Source organism: Planifilum fimeticola, from assembly GCF_003001905.1.
GTDB classification, from domain to species: domain Bacteria; phylum Bacillota; class Bacilli; order Thermoactinomycetales; family DSM-44946; genus Planifilum; species Planifilum fimeticola.
Window position 1 is genome coordinate 1 of record NZ_PVNE01000017.1, and the last position, 19100, is coordinate 19100.

The window sequence follows — 19100 nt, forward strand, 5'->3', positions numbered from 1 at the left end:
AAACATCAAAAAAATGACCTTGCTCCTCTCGAAGAGAGGAAAAGGCTTTGTGATCCGCCTAATTTACCAAATCTAATTTCCTTTATCTGTTTATTTCCCATAAACATGCAACCCCTGGCGCTTTTCTTGCGAAAAGAGCCAGGGGGTTTGTCATCAATCTCAACCACCGCCGATAAGGCGGTGGTTCATTCTACTTCGTCCACTCCTTCACCTTGTCCTGGTGGTTCTTCACCCACTGAGCCGCAGCCTCTTCCGGCGTTTTTCCCTCCTGAATCAGCAGCATGACCTCTTCCATGTCCTGGGAGGTCCAATGGAACCGATCCATGATCCGATAGGCCTTCGGATTTTCCTCTTGAAGCCCCTTCCGGGCGAGGGTATGAATGTTCTCCGTTTCCCCGAAGGTCTTCTTGGGGTCCTCCAGGAATTTCAGCTTCATCTTGGCAAATTTCCAGTGAGGCTTCCATCCGGTGACCACGATCGGCTTTTTCGCCCGATACGCCTTTTCAAGGGATGCGGTCATCGCCGCGCTGGAACTGGTCACCAATTCCATGTCCAATCCGTAATCCTTGATCGCCTTTTCCGTCAGTTGGACGACGCCGGCGCCCGCTTCGATGCCGATGATCTGTTTGTCAAAATCACCCGCCTGATTCTTCAGGTCCTCGATGGAATCCGCCTTCACATACTCCGGAACCACCAGGCCGACTTTGGTCCCCTCCAGATTGGGGCCCAAATCAATCACCTGATCCTTATATTCAGCCATGTAATCCTTGTGGGTCACAGGCAGCCAAGCCGCCGTCGTGCCGTCCGCATCTCCGCTGGCCACCGCGGCGAACATCGGACCGGCGTCCACTTCCTTCAATTCCACATGAAAACCTTCATCCTCGAGGACATGCTTCAACACATAGGTGCTGGCCACTTCCGATTCCCAATTCACATAGGTCAGGGTGACAGTCTGCCTTTCCGCCCCTTGGTGCTGAGCCAGGGCGGCTCCGACCATCGAGAGGATGATCAGGATCGCCAACATCCCTTTCCAGCGTCCTTTGATTCCCTTTTCCGGGATGGGCGCCCTTTTCCTGTCCCGGGCCAAGCTTTGGGTGATTCGATCCAGGATGATGGCGATAATGACAATGGACAGACCGCCTTCAAATCCCTTTCCGACCTCCAGGCGCGTGATCGCCTGCAGCACGACGGTGCCCAATCCGCCGGCTCCGATCATGGAAGCGATGACGACCATGGACAGGGAGAGCATGATCGTCTGGTTGATCCCCGCCATGATCGTCGATTTGGCCAGGGGAAGTTGCACCTTGAGGAGCTTCTGTGCGGGCGTCGAACCGAAGGCGTCCGCCGCCTCGATCAGGTCGCCCGCCACCTGACGGATTCCGAGATTGGTGAGTCGAATGGTCGGCGGCATCGCGAAGATGACCGACGCGATCACCCCCGGCACGGCGCCCAGGGCAAAGAAGAAAACCGCCGGGATCAGGTAGACGAAAGCGGGCATTGTCTGCATGAAATCCAGAATCGGGGTGATAATGTTTTGCGCCTTCCGGCTACGGGCGGCCAGAATGCCCAGGGGCACCCCGATGACGACGGAAATGGTGGTGGCAGTAAGCACCAGCGAGATGGTTTCCGCCGCCTCATTCCAATAACCCAGATTGTATATCAAAAGCAAGCCGAACAGGGTAAACAGCGAGACCGACAGCCGGCTCGCCAACAGCGCCAGGGCGGCGATGAGAACAGCGGTCAACACCGGGGGCAATGCCGTAAAAAGAGACTGGAAAAAGGCTACCAGCGGCTGGATCCCCGATGAAACCAGATCAAACAGGGCGGCGAAGTGTTCCTGAAGCCATCGGACGGACTCATCCACCCATCGGTCCAAGGGAAGCTTAGGAAGGTTCATCCGGCTTCACCCCATTTCCTGCCAGGGTGGCGAAAATGGCGCCTTGCACCACCACTCCGCGCAGCTTGCCCTGATCGTCGATGACCGCTGCCGGATGAGAAAATTGTTTTTCCGCCATTTTGGGCAAGAGTTCGCTCACGGGTGTATCCTTGTGCACCGTGACGACATCTCTTTCCAACACATCTTCCATGGTCTTATCCTTGTTCTTTTCGTCCAACAAGCTTCTCGCCGCCTCCGCGGTCAGAAATCCGATCAGTTTCCGGGTCCGGTCAACCACCATCAGCCCGGAGAGACCCCTTTCCCTCATTCGCTTCAGTGCCACCCGGGGGCCATCCTTGCCCAGAACCAATTGCTCCGGTCGCTTCATGACGGAGCCGGCTGTCAACACCTTGGTGATGTTGACGTCTTCCACAAATTTTTCCACATATTCGTTTGCCGGGTTGGTCAGAATCTCTTCCGGGGTTCCGATCTGAACGATCACTCCGTCTTTCATGAGGGCGATGCGGTCCCCGATGCGCAGTGCCTCGTCCAGGTCATGGGTGATAAAAATGATCGTCTTGTTCATCGAGGACTGAAGATCCATCATCTCGTCCTGCATTTCCTTGCGGATCAGCGGATCCAGGGCGCTAAAGGCCTCGTCCATCAGCAAAATATCCGGATCGGTGGCCAATGCTCGGGCCAGGCCCACCCGCTGTTGCATTCCGCCCGAAAGTTGCGAGGGGGCTTGGTCGGCATAATCCTTCAGACCCACCAGCTCCAGGGACTCCAGGGCCTTTTCCCTGCGTTCCCGCTTGGGCACCCCCTGCACCTCCAAGCCGTATTCCACATTTTCGCGGACGCTTTTGTGGGGAAACAGCGCAAACCGCTGAAACACCATCCCCATCTTGGTCCTGCGCATTTGCCGCAGCTCATCGGCGCTCATCTTCGTCACGTCGTCCCCATCGACAAGCACCGTTCCCTCCGTCGGTTCAATCAACCGGTTCAAAAGCCGAACCAGGGTGGACTTGCCGCTTCCGGACAGACCCATGATCACAAAAACCTCTCCGGCCTCCACTGAAAAGGAAGCCCGATTGACACCGACGGTCATTCCCGTCTCCCTGAAGATCTCTTCCTTGCTCTTGCCTTGTCTCACCAAAGCCAGCCCTCGCGAGGGATGACGCCCGAAAATTTTGGTGAGATTCCTCACCTCGATTTTCGCCAAAGAGCCCCCTCCTTTCCACGATCTCTCATTTTTAGAATATTCAGATAATATGTGACGGCGCAAAACGGGGCGCTTCGGAAGCCTTTTCTTGGCCCCGACACCCTGCAATCTTGGAAAAATAAAAAAACGCACTCCGAAGGACCCATGTTTATTTTAAAAATAAAAAGATCACCGGTCAAAACCGATGACAAAGCGGTTGAAGTATCAAGTCCAGCTGATAGATGAAAAGAAATAATAGGAGTCGTTCTCTTTAGGAATCCTCCGGTATCGTGCGTTTTCCGAACAATAGCTCCCCAACCGCAAACATATGTGCCCAGATTGCCGAATGATCAATCCCTTTTTCGGACGGGAATTTTTAATGTTTGCCCGGGATGGATCACGGCATCCTCCAAACGATTGATCCGGCGGATATCGCCGATCAGTTCCCGGATGTCGACGGAATCGTCCGCATACCTTCGGGCCAACCCCCATAGTGTATCGCCGGGTTCAACACGGACATTCACCGTCGGCTCCGGACCGTCGCCGGCCGCCCTGTCCACCCACACCACCAGAACGACCATCAGAAAACAGAGGATTCCGACGAGAGCGATTCCCCTCCGGCTCATCCCATCCCCTCCGTCAGCACCCGGATGGTTCCTGCAAATGATTTCCTTCAACCCGAGCATATAACAGAACAAACGTTCTGTCAAGGTGTTCCCGAACTCATGTTTGTGTTTTTTTCACATTTCATGTATACTGAAAATGGGATGAACTAAGCGGGTATGGGTTTTCGGGTTTGGTGCCAATTTAGCCGAAGGCGGTGATTACCTGTGTCCGAGAAAGGAGATGAGCACATGTCCAAACTGTCTCCCCGGCAACAGGCGATTCTGAACTACATAAAAAAAGAGGTGGAGGAAAAGGGATACCCCCCCTCCGTCCGGGAAATCGGCGAAGCGGTGGGGCTTGCCTCCAGTTCGACCGTACACGGACATCTGTCTCGCCTGGAAAAAAAAGGCTTCATCCGACGCGATCCGACCAAGCCGAGGGCCATTGAAATCTTGGACCGTCCAATGACGGAACGTCGCGCGGAAACCGACACGGTGATGGTTCCGCTGGTCGGGAAGGTAACTGCCGGGGAACCGATCACCGCCGTGGAAAATATCGACGAATACATTCCCCTTCCCAAAAAGATGGTGGGCAACGGCAAACATTTTATCCTTTCTGTTCAGGGCGACAGCATGATCAACGCCGGCATCCTCGACAAGGATTACGTCATCGTCCGGCAACAACCCACCGCAGACAACGGCGACATCGTCGTGGCCATGACTCCGGACGAGGAAGCCACCGTGAAGCGGTTCTACAAGGAAAAGGATTATGTCCGCCTTCAACCGGAAAATGACCTCATGGAGCCGATTTTGCTTCCCCGGGTGACGATCCTCGGCAAAGTGGTGGGGTTGATTCGCCACATCCATTGAGCATATGGCGCTATTTATCCTCGCGAAATCGCGAGGTTTTTTAATTGGGCATTTTCTTCGCGAACTCCCCCTGATTCAGCCGAGATTTTTGAGAGCTCCCCTTGAGTTCATCCACCCGGCATCACATCCCCCATCCTTTGAGCCCCTTTCAAACAGTGATCGCCTTCCGCTTCGCTTGCCGGACGCTTTTCCTGAAAAAGTTCCTGAACCATCCCGGAGAATCTTAAATCTGGCCGTGCCAAGCTCCCGAGAGTGTGTTAAAATATTCCTCAATATTTGTGAAATCGCCTTTCACTCTTCAACCCGCCCGCCGGTCGCATCCCTCTCGGAAAAATGCTGGACATTCGGGCGACCGGTACGCTATAAAATCAAATAAATATCAAAAAGCCAAAGGATGAGGTGAGATGGGAAAAGCTCTGGACAAAGTGCACGCCGATCAAGCCGATCATATCAAGATTGAGGATATTCTCATCGCCAGCCAGAGATTAAAAAAAGTATGCGTGCATACGCCCCTTGAATACAATCGCCTCCTGTCCGAAGAATACGGATGCGACGTCCATTTGAAGCGGGAAGACCTCCAAATCGTCCGTTCCTTCAAGATTCGGGGCGCCTACAACACCATTTGCAGCCTCTCCGAAGAAGAGCGAAAAAGGGGCGTGGTCTGCGCCAGCGCGGGAAACCACGCCCAGGGAGTGGCCTATTCCTGCCGTCATCTCGGCATCTCCGGGAAAATTTTCATGCCGACCACGACCCCGCGGCAAAAAATCAACCAGGTGAAGCATTACGGCGGTGAATTCGTGGAAGTGATCCTGACCGGCGACACCTTTGACGATTCCTTTCAACGGGCCATGGCTTACGTGGAGGAACACCAAATGTCCTTCATCCACCCCTTTGACGATTACCGCACCATCGTCGGGCAGGGCACCATCGGGATCGAAATCCTCAACGACTTGAAACAGCCCCCGGACTACGTGTTTGTCACCGTTGGCGGAGGCGGGCTGATCTCCGGCGTCAGCTCCTATATCAAAAGCGTGTATCCACATACCAGGGTGATCGGGGTGGAGCCCGCCGGCGCCCAAAGCATGAAGGAGTCGTTGGAAAAGGATCGGGTGGTGAAACTGGAGAAGATCGAACCCTTTGTGGACGGGGCGGCAGTCAAGCAGGTGGGAAATCTAACCTTCAAGATCTGCCGGGAAAATGTGGATAAAGTGGTTGCGGTGCCGGAAGGGAAAGTGTGCACCACCATCCTGGACCTGTATAACCAGCATGCGATCGTTGTCGAACCCGCCGGCGCGCTTTCCGTTTCCGCCCTGGACTTTTTCCGGGAACAGATTCGGGGGAAAAACGTGGTCTGCATCATCAGCGGCGGGAACAACGACATTGACCGGATGCAGGAAATCAAAGAGCGCTCTCTGATTTATGAAGGGCTCAAACACTATTTCATCATCAATTTCCCGCAACGGGCCGGCGCCCTGCGCGAGTTCCTGGACGATGTGCTGGGGGAGAATGACGATATCACCCGGTTCGAGTACACGAAAAAGAACAACAAGGACAACGGCCCCGCCCTGGTCGGAATCGAGCTGAAAAACCGAGAGGATTATGCTCCCTTGATCGAACGGATGAACAAGAAGGGATTCCCTTATATCGAAATCAACAAGGATCCTCGTCTTTTCCATCTGCTAATATGATCCCCCGAAAAAGCGAAAAAAGGGAGGGCGACCGCCCTCCCTTTGCCATCTCAATTTCCGTTCATCATCATGTTGAAGCGCCTCAAAAAGTCCCGCAGGCGGTCGCTTTCCGGGTTGCCGAAGATTTTCGAGGGGGGGCCCTGTTCCACGATCCGCCCCTCGTCGAAGAAGACCACCCGGTCCGCCACCTCCCGGGCGAAGCTCATCTCGTGGGTGATCAGCATCATCGCCATCTCCCCCTCCCGGGCGATCTCCTTGATCACCCCGAGCACTTCCCCCACGGTCTCCGGATCCAGGGCGGAGGTGGGCTCGTCAAAAAGCATCACCTTGGGCCGCATCACCAGCGCCCGGGCGATGGCCACCCGCTGCTGCTGCCCTCCCGACAGGTTGGCCGGATACTGATCGATCTTGTCCAGCATCCCCACCTTCTCCAGCATGCTCTTCGCCCGCTCCTCCGCCTCCTCCCGGGAAAGCCCCAGCACCTTGATCGGCGCCTCCGTGCAGTTGCGGAGGATGGTCATGTGGGGGAACAGGTTGAAATGCTGAAACACCATCCCGATGTCCCTCCGCACCTCGTGCAGGTGCTTCTCGTCGGCGGGAACGAGTTTCCCGTTCACCTCCTTGTGCCACAGATGCCGCCCGCCCACTTCGATGGTGCCCGAATCCGGCTTCTCCAGGGTCATCAGCACCCGGGCCATGGTGGTCTTGCCGGAGCCGCTGGGACCGATGACCGCCACCCGCTCCCCGGGGTACAGGTCAAAATCGATGTTTTTGAGCACGTGATGGTCGCCGAAATACTTGTTGATCCCCCGATACCTGACGATCGGCTCCGCCTTTCGGGAAGACGGCGCCCGCTCTTCCGCCTTTGCCTTCACTTTTCAACCACTCCCTCCCGTTCATCCTTCCGCGGCGGACTTCGTCCGCTCTCCCAACCGGTTCAGATCGATCTTCCGCTCCACCCGCTTCACGAGCAGGGAGGCCGCATAGCTGAGGATCAGGAAGAAGATCCCCACCAGCGTCATCGGCTCCATGTACCGGAAGGTTTCCGCCCCGATCTCCTTGGCGGTGCCCACCATCTCCATCAGGCCGATGGCGGAAAGGTAGGGCGTCTCCTTGAACATGACGATCAGGTAATTGCCCAGGACGGGAACGACGGGGCGTATCGCCTGGGGCAGGATGATGCTCTGCCACATCTGCCGCTTGGAGAAATTGAGGGCCGTCGTCGCCTCCCACTGCCCCTTGCTCACCGAATCGATCCCGGCCCGGTACACCTCCGAAATGTAGGCGGCGTAGTGGATTCCCAATCCCAGCACCCCCGCCGCAAAGGCGCTCAAGGTGAGGCCGATTTCCGGCATCACGAAGTAGATGAAATACAGCTGCACCAGAAGCGGCGTGAGCCGGACAAACTCCACCACGCCCCCGGCGAGGCCGGAGAGGATTCGGTTTTTGGAGCGGCGCCCCAAGGCGAGAACCAGTCCCAGCACCAGAGCCAACAGAAATCCCGCCACCGTCGCTCCGATCGTCACGTGAAGGACGCCGAACAGCTTCGGAAGCACTTCCTGCCAGGTGTAATCCCACTTCCACACCATGTCAGACCGCCGCCCTTCCCGTACGGAACCGGTTTTCCACCCAGCGCAGGATCTTCGTCAGGAGATAGCCGATGACGAAGTAGCCGATCAGCAACAGGCCCAACAGCTGCGGCGTATGGCCCACGGTGTTCCGCATCTGGATGATGTTGTTGGTCATCTCGGGGATGAAGATGAGCGAGAGCAGAGCGGTTCCCTTCAGCATCTCGATCAGGAGGTTGCCGAAGGAAGGGAGCATGATCCGGAAGGCCTGGGGCAGGATGATGCTCCGCATCCGCTGGGCGGGGGTCATGTTGAGGGCGATCCCCGCCTCGTGCTGTCCCCGGGGGATGGCCAGGATGGCGCTTCGTACCACTTCCGAGCCGTAGGAGCCGTAGTTGAGGGTGAAGGCCAAAATGCCGACGAGGCCCGAGGGCAGGTTGATTCCGGTCAGCACCGGCAGAGCGAAATACAGCCAGTACAGCTGGACCAGCAGGGAGGTCCCCCGGAAAAACTCCACCACCGCGCCGGTCGCCCAGCGAAGGGGCCGCCACCGGGACAGGCGGCCGAAGCCGGCCAAAAAAGAGAAAATAAAGGCCAAAATCGAAGAATAAAGCAGCACTTGAAGGGTGACGACCATCCCCTGTACAAGGGAAGGCATGGCTTGAAACAGAATGCCGATGGCTACCACATCCTTACTTCAGCGAAAATTGCGGAGGGGCCGAAAGGCCCCCGGTCTTCAGCCCTTGCAGAGTTCCTCGGCGGTTTTATCGCCGGGCAAATTCTCCTCCGCAAAGTTGAATTGTTTCAGGATCTCCAACAGCTTTCCGCCTTCCTGCATCTTTTGAATCTCCCGGTTATAGGCCTCCAGCAATTCCTTGTCATCCTTCCTGAAGGCGGTCGCGCCGTAGCCCACAATGCTTTCGCCGTCTATTATCGGTTGTTTGAAATCCTCCACCGTTTCCACTCCGTCATCCCCCTCGGCCTTTAACACTTCCCGAAGGGCCGGGCCGGTCATGGTGATGGCATCCACCCGGCCCGTCTTCAGCATGGCCAGGGCGGCGGGCTGATCCTGCACGGTCTTGATCTGGCTTTCCTTCACACCCACCTGCTTCAAATATTGCTTCTCGATGGCTCCCTGCATCACGGCGACGGTGACATCGGAATTATCCACAATATCCTCATAACTGTGTAGGTTTTTCGGATTCCCTTTCTTCACCGCCAACGCTTGGCCGATCTTGTATTCCGGGTTGGCGAAGGCGACCTCCTTGCATCGTTCCGGAGTGATGTACATGCCGGCGGTGATGGCGTCGAACCGCTTCGCCTTCAGCCCCGGAATCAGCTGTCCGAAGTCCGTGAGGACCGGTTCGATCCTTTCGATACCCATCTGTTTGAAGGCGTGGCGGGCGATCTCCACCGCCTCACCGGTAACCTTGCCGTCCTCGGTCCGGTACGCGTAGGGTTTTTCGTTGGCAAACCCGACCTTGATCACGCCCTCTTCCTTGGCCTTTTGCAGAGCAGAACCGCCGGATCCCCCTACGTCCAGAGCGCCGCACCCGGCGGCAAATGCGGCCAACAGAGCGATCAAGGCAAACCGAATGATAAACTTCAAACCGTTCCCTCCCGATATCCGTTCCATTTTCCCGATCAATTTGGATAATTCGCGATTTGCCCATCTATTTTATCGTTTTCGGACAGAAAGGGTCAAAAAGGAGGATAAAGGGACATCGTGTTCCTGCCAAAGCCAGTCCCGCTGGTCGGGGGTGAGAAACGCGACCTTTATAAATCCTCCCGTTTCAAGCCGTATCCGTCCATATACTGACGATATACAAACATGTGTTTGCGATTCGCCGGATCAAAAAACGGCCTTCCCGCGCGGGAAGACCGTCTTGGTCTTGGCAAGATTCACCGGTGCTTTTTCACAAACCGCTCGATCCGATCCATCGCCTTTTCCAGCTGATCCATCGAGGTCGCATAGGAGATGCGGATATGATCGGGCGAGCCGAAACCGGAACCCGGAACGACGGCGACGAGCTCTTCCTCCAGCAGCGCCTTCACCCACTCATCCACGTCCCGGAACCGCCCCGACGCTTCGACGACATTCCGGACATTGACAAAGGCGTAAAAGGCCCCCTGGGGTTCCTGAATGCCCAACCCCTCGATGTTTCGGATCCGCTGGACGACGTAATCTCTCCGCTCCTTGAAGGCTTTTTTCATCTCTTGGACCGGTTCCTGTGAGCCGGTTAGCGCCGCCAGTGCCGCATACTGGGCCACCGATGTGGGATTGGAAGTGGAATGGCTGGACAGACCGGTCATGGCTTGGATCACCTCGGCATGGCCCGCGGCATAGCCGATGCGCCAGCCCGTCATGGAATAGGTTTTGGAGACTCCGTTGATCACGATGGTTCGCTCATAAAATTCCGGCCCCAGCTGGGCGATGCTCACGTGCGCCTCATCCCCGTAAATCAGGTGCTCATAAATTTCGTCGGAGATGATCACCAGTCCGTGCTCCAGGCAAACCCGGCCCAAAGCCTCCAATTCTTCGCGGTTGTACACCATTCCGGTGGGGTTGGACGGGCTGTTGATGAGAAAAGCCCGGGTCCGCTCCGTGATTGCACCGCGAAGCTGCTCCGGCGTGACCTTGAAGGATCGCGATTCTTCTCCCCGAATGATGACCGGAACCCCTCCGGCCAATTTCACCTGCTCGATATAGCTGACCCAATAAGGGGCGGGAATGATCACCTCGTCTCCCGGATCGATGAGCACTTGGAACAGGTTGTACAGGGCGTGCTTGGCCCCCGAGGTCACGACAATCTGCTCGGGCTGATAAGTCAGTCCGTTGTCACGGCGGAACTTCTCGACGATCGCCTGTTTCAGTTCGGGTATCCCCCCGGAGGGTGTATATTTGGTGTGGCCGGCGCGCATGGCCTCCTCGGCGGCCCGGAGAATCGGATCGGGCGTGTTGAAGTCCGGCTCTCCGGCACCGAGTCCGATCACATCGTGCCCTTGTTTTCTCAACGCCTTGGCCTTTGCCGTGATGGCCAAAGTGGTCGATGGCGTCAGCTGCTGAACCCGCTTGGACAGTTTCACTTTCTCTCTCCCCCCATACTCTGCTCACGCTCTATTATCCCAAAAAGATTCTCATTTAAGAAGATGTTCGGCACAAAAAAACCCGGATCAGATCCGGGCCTTTTCAGGTGCCTGTGATCGAAGCAGCCGGCGAAACTCTTCGCCGGACAAAACCTCTTCCGATAGCAGAGTCTGCAGGGACTGTTCCATCGCCCGCCTGTATTCGGAAAGGATACGGCTTGTCCGCTCTTCCAGCTCTTTCAGGATGCGAACAGCCTCCTCATGCATCTGCTCTTTGCTCACCAATTCCGGATCCACAATCCCCAGATCCGACAGTCCGGTCTGGATCAACATGCGGACATAACGGTGAGCCTGCTGAAAATCGTTTTGGGCGCCGGTGCTGCGATTCCCGTAAAATTCCCGTTCCGCCGCGGTGCCGGCGAGACAGACCATGATCCGCCCCTCGATCTCTTCCCGGGTATACAGGTAACGGTCTTCACCGGGATGCTGCCGCACATATCCCAGCGCCTGACCGCGGGGAGAAAGGGAGACCCGGGAAACGGATCCGGGTTGGACGATTTCGGCGACGACGGCGTGCCCCAATTCGTGAACCGCGACGCGCTCCCGCTCTTCCCGCGTCGCCTGCTTGTCAGTCTTCTCGCCCATCATCACCTTGTCGATGGCAGCGGAGAGATGATGGGGACCAATCTTCTTTTCCCCGTCCCGGAGCGCGTAAATGGCCGCTTCATTGGTCAGGCTCTCCAACTGGGCCCCGGAAAAGCCAAAGGTCTCTGCGGCAACCTTTTCGAGGTCCACCGCGTCGTCCAGGGGTTTGTTCCGCGTGTGCAGCTGAAGAATCTGCTTTCGGGCGCGCATGTCCGGCAAATCCACCTCGATATGCCGGTCGAAGCGTCCGGGACGCAGCAGCGCCGAATCCAGGAGCTCTTTCCGGTTGGTGGCGGCAATCACCAAGACCCGGATTTCCTGATCCGAAGTGATTCCGTCCATCTCCGTCAAAAGCTGGTTCAGGGTCTGGTCGTATTCCCGGTGTTGGGTGCCTCCTTCGCGCCTTCCCCCGATGGCATCGATTTCATCGATAAAAACCACTCCGCTCTTTTTTCCGCTCGTTTTCGCCCGCCTGCGGGCTTCCCGAAAGAGTTGCCGGATGCGCTGCGCCCCGACTCCCACATACATTTCCACAAATTCGCTCCCCGATGCGGATACAAACACCGAATCGGTGTAATGGGCGGCAGCTTTGGCCATCAGGGTTTTCCCGGTGCCCGGCGGTCCCGTCAACAGAATCCCTTTGATGGGCCGTATACCGTAGGAATCGATCTGTTTCCGGTGAATCAGGAAATCCAGGGCTTCCTTCAGTTCCTTCTTGGCCCGTTCTTGACCGCCGATATCGTCAAAGGAGGTGTCCGGTATGCTGATGTCCCGCTTCTTCCCTTTCGTTCCCGCCAAGCTGATCCCTTTGCCGGAGCGGGTGTGAAAATATGCAAAGATGCCCCCTGTCACAATCAACAACAGTACGAGAGGGAGCGGATCGTAGCCGAGATAGAGGGCGAAAACAACCCCTCCTATCAGCGTTCCGGCCAGGATTCCTCTGATCACTCTCCCTCACCTCCCTTGCCGGCCTCCAGGGGGAGCACCCGGTACAGCGAATGATCATGATGGTGAAGGGCCACATAGACGAATTGTTCGTCCATCGCCACTTCGTGACGGATCTTCGCGGTTTCGGCCTCCCTTTCAACGGCTTCCGGGATTTGGGTGTAACGCTTTCGGACCACGGCTTCGGTCACGCCGAAAGCCATCCGGTTCCAGGCCTTCTCCAACAGGGCATCGGCGCGGTCGGTGAGTTCGATATTCACCTGGCGTTTCCCGGCAAGAGAACACAGTTTTTCCCGAAGAGGGATATAATCAGAAGCCAATGAAAAATTTTCATCGGCGTTCAATCGAATCTCAATGCGATCGGGATTTACCCGCAATTCTTCCAGTGTCACATGCGGTGTCGATTGGATCATGTTTTTCAGCGGCTTTTCGACATTGAACCACTGGTGCGCGAAATAGCCTCCAAACAAGACGATCAGCGTGACAAGCAAGCTCAACACCGCGGGCATTGCGCGGATATTCACCGATGTCACGCCTCCCCTCCACACGATAAAAATTCATTTAAATTATATCATATATAACATATTGTCAGATGATAGGAATTTATGGAATAAAAAATGCGGCGGTTTGCCGCGGTTACGGATTTCGAAAGATGTATCGAACGCGCTTCTCCGAGGATGGATTCGTCGAATCCAGGTGGATTTCCATGCGGGTCAGCTCCCGGTCGCGGGTTCGGTACCACAGATGATAGCGCACCTGGATTTTTCGACTGGCGTTCAGAGCGACCTCCCGAGCCGTTTCTTGGGATCCCATCTGCTGTTCCACGATCTGTCCGATCTTCCCCTTGTCCAAAATAATCTCCATTCCCTCAATTCCCTCTTCCGTAGCGGGAATCGGCTTGATCCGTCCGGCCGCCTCCTGGAGCAAAATGAGATGGTCCCGGGGGGAAATCAGCCCCAATTGGCGCTGGGACAATTTTTCCCTGTTATCGCTTTGGACGAGTTCGATTTGATCCCCTTTCTTGGTCAATTTGATCGGTTCGTCCGTACCTTCGCTTTTCAGCGTCCAGTCCGCACCCTTTTGTTCGCCGACGAAGCGGTAATCGGAATGATCCTCAAGGATGATCGAAAAGGATAAGGGCTCGCGATCCAACTGCCGTTTCACAATCTGATTCAAATTTTCCCGAAGCGACGTCTGGTCGGATATGGTGCCGGTTGGCGACGGCTCCGTGTGCACGCTGCATCCGAGGAGGAGGAAAATCAAAGCAAACAGCCACCACAGTTTGCGCATGACGCGGTTCTCCCCTTCGTGTAGCAGGATTTCCTTCCATATGTACGCAAGCGGTTTGTCCCTTATCACCTTTCAAAAGAAAAATGCCCATCCGATGGGCATACATGAAAAAATGTGAACTCATCGTCGGGGGTCCTGCCGGAGATAATAATTTACGCGGAGGAGGTGATGAGGTGACCGCGTCCCTTTCCCCCGGATGGCTGGTCGGAACCCTGGAAACGCACCTGTCCGGGGAGGAAATGGAGAAAATCCGCCCGTTTTTGCACACGGAATCCTGGGCATCCCCTTCCCGGCGAAACCGACTGTTTGAGGTCGAAGACGAAGAAATCCCCCTCCGTTTTCGACTGAACATCGAGTTGAAAGTTTAATCTGTCGTTAGTTTTTAACAAACCTTCTCCTGCCTATTCGCCTCCCCCATCATTTACCTGCCCGCGCGGCAGGTTTTTTCACGGCCGAATCGCATCAAAAGCCCTTTGCGCATGATACCGGATCTTCTCTTCGTCAAGGGTGAGGCATTCCCGGTTCCGGAGCAGGGGCCGGCCGTCCACGTAAACATCCAACACGTCGTCGCGGGAAGCGGAGTAAACCAGATGGGATTCAACGTCGTGCAGGGGCTGCATGTGCGGCCCCGTCAGATCCACGGTGATGAAATCCGCCTTCTTTCCCGACTCCAGAGTTCCGATCCGGTCCTCCAGGAAAAGGGATTCCGCACCGTATAAGGTGCCCATCCGCAGGGCGACGGGCGCGGGAACGGCCTGGGGATCCCGGTTGACGCCCTTGTGGATGAGGGCCGCCAGCCGGATCTCCTCCAACATGTCCAGGTTATTGTTGCTCGCCGGGCCGTCCGTGCCCAACGATGGGCGAATGCCCGCCTTGAGCATCTCCGGAATCGGCGCAATTCCGCTGCCCAGCTTCAGATTGCTTCCCGGGTTGTGGGAGACTTTTACGCCGTATTCCGCCAAAATTCCGATCTCCTCCGGCGTCAGGTGAACCGCATGGGCTACCAGGGCCGGCACGTCGAAAAAGCCCAGCCGGCGCAGGTGCTCCACGGGACGCAGGCCGTATTGCTCCACATTGAGGCGGACTTCCGCCTCCGTCTCCGACATGTGGGTATGAATGGGAATCCCCAATTCCTGAGCCTTTTCCACAAAACGGACAATGTAGTCGGGGGGACAGGTGTAGGGGGCGTGGGGGGCCATCATCGTCGTGATTCTCCCCTTCGCCGCCCCGTTCCACTCCCGGGCGAAGTTGACCGCTTCCTCCAATTTGGCCTTTCGCTCCTCCTCGGAACAAAGGCCGATGGCACCCCGGCACAGGACCGCGCGGATCCCCGCTTCCTCCACCACTTGTCCCACCTGATCCATGTAGTCATACATGTCCAGAAAGCAGGTGGTGCCTCCCTTGATCATCTCCAAAACGGACAAGGCCGAGCCCCAACGATTCTGTTCGGGACCGAAGCGGGCCTCCATCGGCCAAATTTTCTCTTCGAGCCAGGTTTGCAGCGGATCATCGTCGGCAAATCCCCTGAGCAAAGACATGGCGGCGTGTCCGTGGGTATTCACGAATCCCGGCAAAATCGCTTTTCCGGTCATGTTTACCACTTCATCGTATCCGTCGGTCTCCGACGGCACCGGGCCTACATAGGCGATCCGGTCGTCCTCAACGGCCATGGCCGCATCCTTCAGGGGAACCTCTCCTTCCTTCATGGTCAAGATGGTCGCATGAACAAACAGGCGCTTCAACCGTCTTCCCTCCCTTGGCAGCTTCGACACACCCACCATATCGCAAACCTTGCGGGGAGACAAGTCATTTCCGCTTCCTCTCCACAAAATCCAATATGCGCGACAAATCAAAGCGGTTTTCCCGGGACAGAAGCGGTTGAAACAGGTCTCCCGTCTCTGCCAGGCGGCGGTGAACCGCCGGAAGGGTGAACTGCTCCGGGACAAGTCCCGGCCTCAGCTCCGACCACTTCAATGGGGTGGAAACCGTCGCTTGTTCCCTGGCTCGCGGCGAGTAGGGGGCGATCAGGGATTTTCCCCTCCAATGCTGGAGATAGTCGAAATACACCTTATCGCCGCGGTTTTTTTTGATCCGTTCCAGGGTGATGAGCCGCGGATGTTTTTCCTCCAGGTATCGCGCGATAAAATGGCTCACTCTGCGCGTCTGCTCAAAAGTGAACCGACCCTTCAAGGGAATATAGAGCTGCAATCCGGTGGCCCCGGATGTCTTCACCAAGGCATCCAGATCCAGCTGGTTCAGCACCTCCCGAGTCAGGAGGGCCACTTCCATCACCCGGCCAAACCCCTCCACGGAGGGGTCCAGATCGAAGACCAGTTCCGGCGGATGATCGGGATCGTCCACAAGGTTGAAGGAGAGATGAAATTCCAAACAGGCCAGATTGGCCAGCCAGACCAAAGTGGGCGTATCCTCCAGCAGGATGTAGGTGACCTTTCCGTCCCGAGCCGTGGGAATCCAATCGGGCGCATGGGATGGGACGTTTTTCTGATAAAAGAATTCGTCGCCGGTTCCGTGGGGATACCGAATGGTGGTCAAAAACCTGCGCCGGGAGTGGGGCAGCAGATAGGGAGCCAATCGGGTCAAGTGCAGGACGTAATCCCATTTGGTGATCCCGGCCGACGGGTACAGCATTTTCTCCGGATTGGTGATCGCGATTTCTTTGCCTTCCACCGACACCACTCGTTGGTCCGTCATCTCCTATCGCCCCCTTGCGTCCCGGACCGGACAAACGCCCAAATCGGGTGGGACAAATGTCTACCGGAGAAGCCGCTACATACATTGCAAACAGAACCACTTGCGAAAGAGGAGGAGGAAGCGTGAGAGAAAGGAAAATGGTTCCTTCACAGGATTCTTCACAAGCCGAAATCTGGGAACATTACGGAGAGGATTCCGGATACTCCCCCTACGGATACGATGGCGCTATGGGATACCCCGGATACGACCCGCGGGTCAGCGTCTTCCCCTTCTTCCCGATCATTCCCATCCCCATCTATCCCCCGATCTTCTTTCCGCCGCCGTTCTTTCCCCGTCGTCGCCGTTTCTACTGGTGATCCGCTCCAACTCCCGAAACCGTCATCCGGTGTCGGGAGTTGGATTTTTTACTTCCAGGGAGAGAATGGACGGGCTGCGCAGGGTTCCGTCGGGGGTCCATTCCAAAAAACGGATTTGAGCCCGAAGCAGGGGTTCCACCCAAATCTTCGCCGCAGGCGGGACGCGAGTGAGAGAAAGCGGGGGACCTTCCCGCCGGATGTGGGGCAACACCCTCGTCAGGGCCTCGATGCGTTCCTGATCCAGACCGGAGGAGGCCCGGCCGATGTAGGTGAAGCTTCCTTCCTCCTCCCGGGCCAGAAGCAGCGAATTGACCCGCCCCTGCCGCAGCGTGACGCCGACGACGACCGCCTCCAACTGCCGGAAATGTTTCACTTTGAGCCAAGTGGGGTGCTTTTTCCCGATGTGATAGCGCCCCAGCCGCTCCTTGATTACGATCCCTTCCAATCCCTGTTCCCCGGTGCGCTTCCATAGCGCCTCTCCGTCATCATAGCTGTCGCAAAGATGAATCCGACCTGAATCGGGGAGGATGCGGGCCAGCCGCTCCAGCCGTTTTTCGAGGGGTTGATCGGTCAGCCATTTCCCATCCAAATAGATCAGATCAAACACCACATAGTAAACCGGAATCCTCTCCATCAATCCCGGACCGATGCGTCGGGGCAGATCCCTTTTCAGCACCCGGAAAAAATCGGGTTTTCCCGTCCCGGGATCCAGAGCGATCACTTCCCCATCCATCAGCGCGCCGCTTGCGGCCGTTTCCCCCAGCGCAGCAACCAATTCCGGATAGGTTTCCGTCCGCTCCCGCTGGCGCCGGTTCCACAGGCGAACCGACCCCTTTTTCACGTGAGCCAACGCCCGGACTCCGTCCCACTTGACCTGATACAAGCGATCCGTACCTTCAATCACCCGTTGCGAAAGCACCGGTTCCATCGGCCGGATCGGTCCGGGATTCCGTTCCTTCGTCCACATATGCTCTTCGCCCCCGGATACCTTCGGAAAAGATTCTAAACCGCCGTTGATTCCCATATATTTGGTACAAACCCTTCATTCGCGGAGGATTCCCATGTCTTGGTCCGGGAAAAACCGTTGGAAAAGCGCCGCCTTGTACACCGCCGTGGCTGTCAATTTCATGTTGACCGCCCTCATCCTGGTTCGTCACTACTGGGCGCCTCCCGTCGAGGTGCCGTCGATGGCCAGGCCGGAAGCCCCGTCCTACCGTTCGGAGTACCTGGAACAATACGAGGGATCCAGTGTTCACGGCGGCTGGAAGGTGGATCATTACCGTCAAATCGAAGTAATCACCGATGAAGATGGGCATGTGGTGAAGGAGCGGCCGACGCAGGAAATGACCCACATTCGTTATTGGATCGGGGAATGATCCTGCGCTCAGCCGCCCGACTTTTTCTTCCGCTTCCCTTTCCCCTTGGGCTGGGTCGCTTCCAGACTGGCCTTGAGGGCTTCCATCAGATCGACCACCTTCTCCGGGCGGGTTTCGGGCGCCTCGACGATTTCCTCCCCGCGAATCTTCTTCTCGATGATCGCCTCGAGGGACTCGCGGTAACGGTCCTTGTATTTTTCGGGATCAAAGGAAGTGGACAAGTTCCCGATCAGCTGTCGGGCCATTTCCAGCTCCTTCTCCGGCAGCTCCGTTTCCTCCGGCAATCCGGGCACCCGATCGGCGTTTCGCACCTCGTCGGGGTAGAAAATGGTTTCCATCACCAGCGAGCGCCGGTAGGACCGGACGACCGCCAGCGACTGCTTGGATCGGATCGTCAGTTGAGCCACTCCGATCTTTCCTGTCGATTCAATGGCTTCCCGCAATAGGGCGTAAGCCCTCTCCCCGGTGTCTCCGGGACCGAGAAAGTAAGAACGGTCGAAATAGATCGGGTCGATCTCCTTGAGGTCCACAAAGTCCAATATTTCGATGGAACGGCGATTGTCCGGAAGGATCGACTCCAGTTCCTCCTTTTCCATCAACACGAATCGCCCGTCGGCGTATTCGTACCCCTTGACCACCTCGTCCCAGGAAACCTCCTTGTTGCACGTGGGACAGGTGCGGGTGTAGCGGATGGGCGTTTTGCACGGCCGGTGAAGATGGCGGAACGAGACCTGCTTTTCGTCCGTCGCCGCGTACATGCGCACCGGAATGTTCACCAGTCCGAAACTGATCGATCCCTTCCATATGGTGTGCAACCCGATCACCTCCTTTCTTAGGATGAGCGTCCGGAAGATGATTCACCGAGGAAAATCCAGGGGACA

20 protein-coding genes are annotated in these 19100 nt (G+C 56.6%); 5 read left to right on the top strand and 15 right to left on the bottom strand.

The annotated features are described in order from the left end of the window. Positions 1-190 precede the first annotated feature (190 nt). The 3 genes from CLV97_RS10870 to yneA form a co-directional block, all read right to left on the bottom strand. Positions 191-1897 (bottom strand): ABC transporter permease/substrate binding protein, encoded by a 1707-nt coding sequence (locus tag CLV97_RS10870; RefSeq protein ID WP_106345560.1) that lies wholly within the window; start codon positions 1895-1897, stop codon positions 191-193. After that, positions 1884-3098, bottom strand: coding sequence for a quaternary amine ABC transporter ATP-binding protein (locus CLV97_RS10875; RefSeq protein ID WP_106345561.1), 1215 nt, complete (start codon positions 3096-3098; stop codon positions 1884-1886). The genes CLV97_RS10870 and CLV97_RS10875 overlap by 14 nt, the downstream gene beginning before the upstream one ends. A gap of 329 nt (positions 3099-3427) precedes the next feature. Further along, the gene (yneA, locus tag CLV97_RS10880; protein WP_170070468.1) at positions 3428-3703 is read right to left on the bottom strand and encodes a cell division suppressor protein YneA; all 276 of its coding nucleotides are present in this window, start codon (positions 3701-3703) and stop codon (positions 3428-3430) included. Between the two features lie 228 nt (positions 3704-3931). Here yneA and lexA point away from each other — a divergent pair, with 228 nt between their 5' ends. Both lexA and ilvA read left to right on the top strand, forming a co-directional pair. Further along, entirely contained in the window at positions 3932-4552 is a 621-nt protein-coding gene (lexA, locus tag CLV97_RS10885; RefSeq protein WP_106345626.1) for a transcriptional repressor LexA, read from the top strand. Between the two features lie 404 nt (positions 4553-4956). Continuing rightward, positions 4957-6240, top strand: coding sequence for a threonine ammonia-lyase IlvA (gene ilvA, locus CLV97_RS10890; protein ID WP_106345563.1), 1284 nt, complete (start codon positions 4957-4959; stop codon positions 6238-6240). Between the two features lie 50 nt (positions 6241-6290). On the opposite strand, the gene ehuA is transcribed toward ilvA, so the two are convergent. The 8 genes from ehuA to CLV97_RS10930 form a co-directional block, all read right to left on the bottom strand. After that, positions 6291-7115, bottom strand: a complete 825-nt coding sequence (ehuA, locus tag CLV97_RS10895; protein ID WP_106345564.1) for an ectoine/hydroxyectoine ABC transporter ATP-binding protein EhuA — start codon at positions 7113-7115, stop codon at positions 6291-6293. 21 nt (positions 7116-7136) lie between these two features. After that, on the bottom strand, positions 7137-7829 hold the full coding sequence (gene ehuD / locus CLV97_RS10900) for an ectoine/hydroxyectoine ABC transporter permease subunit EhuD (protein ID WP_211295734.1): 693 nt from the start codon (positions 7827-7829) through the stop codon (positions 7137-7139). Position 7830: 1 nt separating this feature from the next. Then, positions 7831-8496 carry an ectoine/hydroxyectoine ABC transporter permease subunit EhuC gene (gene ehuC, locus CLV97_RS10905; RefSeq protein ID WP_245891486.1) on the bottom strand — a complete coding sequence of 222 codons (666 nt, stop codon included), beginning with the start codon at positions 8494-8496 and terminating at the stop codon, positions 7831-7833. 48 nt (positions 8497-8544) lie between these two features. After that, positions 8545-9417, bottom strand: a complete 873-nt coding sequence (ehuB, locus tag CLV97_RS10910; RefSeq protein WP_245891487.1) for an ectoine/hydroxyectoine ABC transporter substrate-binding protein EhuB — start codon at positions 9415-9417, stop codon at positions 8545-8547. Positions 9418-9710: 293 nt separating this feature from the next. Then, the gene (locus CLV97_RS10915) at positions 9711-10895 is read right to left on the bottom strand and encodes a pyridoxal phosphate-dependent aminotransferase (protein ID WP_106345565.1); all 1185 of its coding nucleotides are present in this window, start codon (positions 10893-10895) and stop codon (positions 9711-9713) included. Positions 10896-10982: 87 nt separating this feature from the next. Beyond that, positions 10983-12488 (bottom strand): AAA family ATPase, encoded by a 1506-nt coding sequence (locus CLV97_RS10920; protein ID WP_106345566.1) that lies wholly within the window; start codon positions 12486-12488, stop codon positions 10983-10985. After that, positions 12485-13009, bottom strand: a complete 525-nt coding sequence (locus tag CLV97_RS10925; protein WP_146130474.1) for a hypothetical protein — start codon at positions 13007-13009, stop codon at positions 12485-12487. The genes CLV97_RS10920 and CLV97_RS10925 overlap by 4 nt, the downstream gene beginning before the upstream one ends. A 112-nt stretch (positions 13010-13121) precedes the next feature. Beyond that, a complete protein-coding gene (locus CLV97_RS10930) occupies positions 13122-13775 on the bottom strand; it encodes a hypothetical protein (protein ID WP_106345568.1) in 654 nt (217 codons plus the stop codon). Between the two features lie 173 nt (positions 13776-13948). On the opposite strand from CLV97_RS10930, the gene CLV97_RS10935 reads away from it, so the two are divergent. Next, a complete protein-coding gene (locus tag CLV97_RS10935) occupies positions 13949-14143 on the top strand; it encodes a hypothetical protein (RefSeq protein WP_106345569.1) in 195 nt (64 codons plus the stop codon). A gap of 78 nt (positions 14144-14221) precedes the next feature. Here CLV97_RS10935 and CLV97_RS10940 read toward each other — a convergent pair whose 3' ends face one another. Together CLV97_RS10940 and ligD are read right to left on the bottom strand one after the other, a co-directional pair. Beyond that, the gene (locus tag CLV97_RS10940; protein WP_106345630.1) at positions 14222-15481 is read right to left on the bottom strand and encodes an amidohydrolase; all 1260 of its coding nucleotides are present in this window, start codon (positions 15479-15481) and stop codon (positions 14222-14224) included. 100 nt (positions 15482-15581) lie between these two features. Further along, a complete protein-coding gene (ligD, locus tag CLV97_RS10945; protein WP_106345570.1) occupies positions 15582-16487 on the bottom strand; it encodes a non-homologous end-joining DNA ligase in 906 nt (301 codons plus the stop codon). Between the two features lie 122 nt (positions 16488-16609). Here ligD and CLV97_RS10950 point away from each other — a divergent pair, with 122 nt between their 5' ends. Further along, positions 16610-16843: a hypothetical protein gene (locus tag CLV97_RS10950; protein ID WP_106345571.1), complete on the top strand. Its 234-nt coding sequence runs from the start codon at positions 16610-16612 to the stop codon at positions 16841-16843. 22 nt (positions 16844-16865) lie between these two features. Here the strand turns inward: CLV97_RS10950 and CLV97_RS10955 are convergent, their stop codons facing one another. After that, a complete protein-coding gene (locus CLV97_RS10955) occupies positions 16866-17810 on the bottom strand; it encodes an ATP-dependent DNA ligase (RefSeq protein WP_170070469.1) in 945 nt (314 codons plus the stop codon). Between the two features lie 94 nt (positions 17811-17904). Between CLV97_RS10955 and CLV97_RS10960 the strand changes: the two genes are divergently transcribed. Then, the gene (locus CLV97_RS10960; RefSeq protein WP_106345573.1) at positions 17905-18219 is read left to right on the top strand and encodes a hypothetical protein; all 315 of its coding nucleotides are present in this window, start codon (positions 17905-17907) and stop codon (positions 18217-18219) included. An 8-nt stretch (positions 18220-18227) separates the two neighbouring features. Here the strand turns inward: CLV97_RS10960 and ku are convergent, their stop codons facing one another. Further along, on the bottom strand, positions 18228-19043 hold the full coding sequence (gene ku / locus CLV97_RS10965) for a non-homologous end joining protein Ku (protein ID WP_460416363.1): 816 nt from the start codon (positions 19041-19043) through the stop codon (positions 18228-18230). Positions 19044-19100 lie beyond the last annotated feature (57 nt).

What these genes read in the sequence shown, in the direction of transcription:
- CLV97_RS10870 (WP_106345560.1), bottom strand. Translation starts at nt 1,897, where the DNA reads ATGAACCTTCCTAAGCTTCCCTTGGACCGATGGGTGGATGAGTCCGTC.
- yneA (WP_170070468.1), bottom strand. Translation starts at nt 3,703, where the DNA reads ATGAGCCGGAGGGGAATCGCTCTCGTCGGAATCCTCTGTTTTCTGATG.
- lexA (WP_106345626.1), top strand. Translation starts at nt 3,932, where the DNA reads ATGTCCAAACTGTCTCCCCGGCAACAGGCGATTCTGAACTACATAAAA.
- ilvA (WP_106345563.1), top strand. Translation starts at nt 4,957, where the DNA reads ATGGGAAAAGCTCTGGACAAAGTGCACGCCGATCAAGCCGATCATATC.
- ehuD (WP_211295734.1), bottom strand. Translation starts at nt 7,829, where the DNA reads ATGGTGTGGAAGTGGGATTACACCTGGCAGGAAGTGCTTCCGAAGCTG.
- CLV97_RS10930 (WP_106345568.1), bottom strand. Translation starts at nt 13,775, where the DNA reads ATGCGCAAACTGTGGTGGCTGTTTGCTTTGATTTTCCTCCTCCTCGGA.
- CLV97_RS10940 (WP_106345630.1), bottom strand. Translation starts at nt 15,481, where the DNA reads ATGAAGGAAGGAGAGGTTCCCCTGAAGGATGCGGCCATGGCCGTTGAG.
- ligD (WP_106345570.1), bottom strand. Translation starts at nt 16,487, where the DNA reads ATGACGGACCAACGAGTGGTGTCGGTGGAAGGCAAAGAAATCGCGATC.
- CLV97_RS10955 (WP_170070469.1), bottom strand. Translation starts at nt 17,810, where the DNA reads ATGTGGACGAAGGAACGGAATCCCGGACCGATCCGGCCGATGGAACCG.
- CLV97_RS10960 (WP_106345573.1), top strand. Translation starts at nt 17,905, where the DNA reads ATGTCTTGGTCCGGGAAAAACCGTTGGAAAAGCGCCGCCTTGTACACC.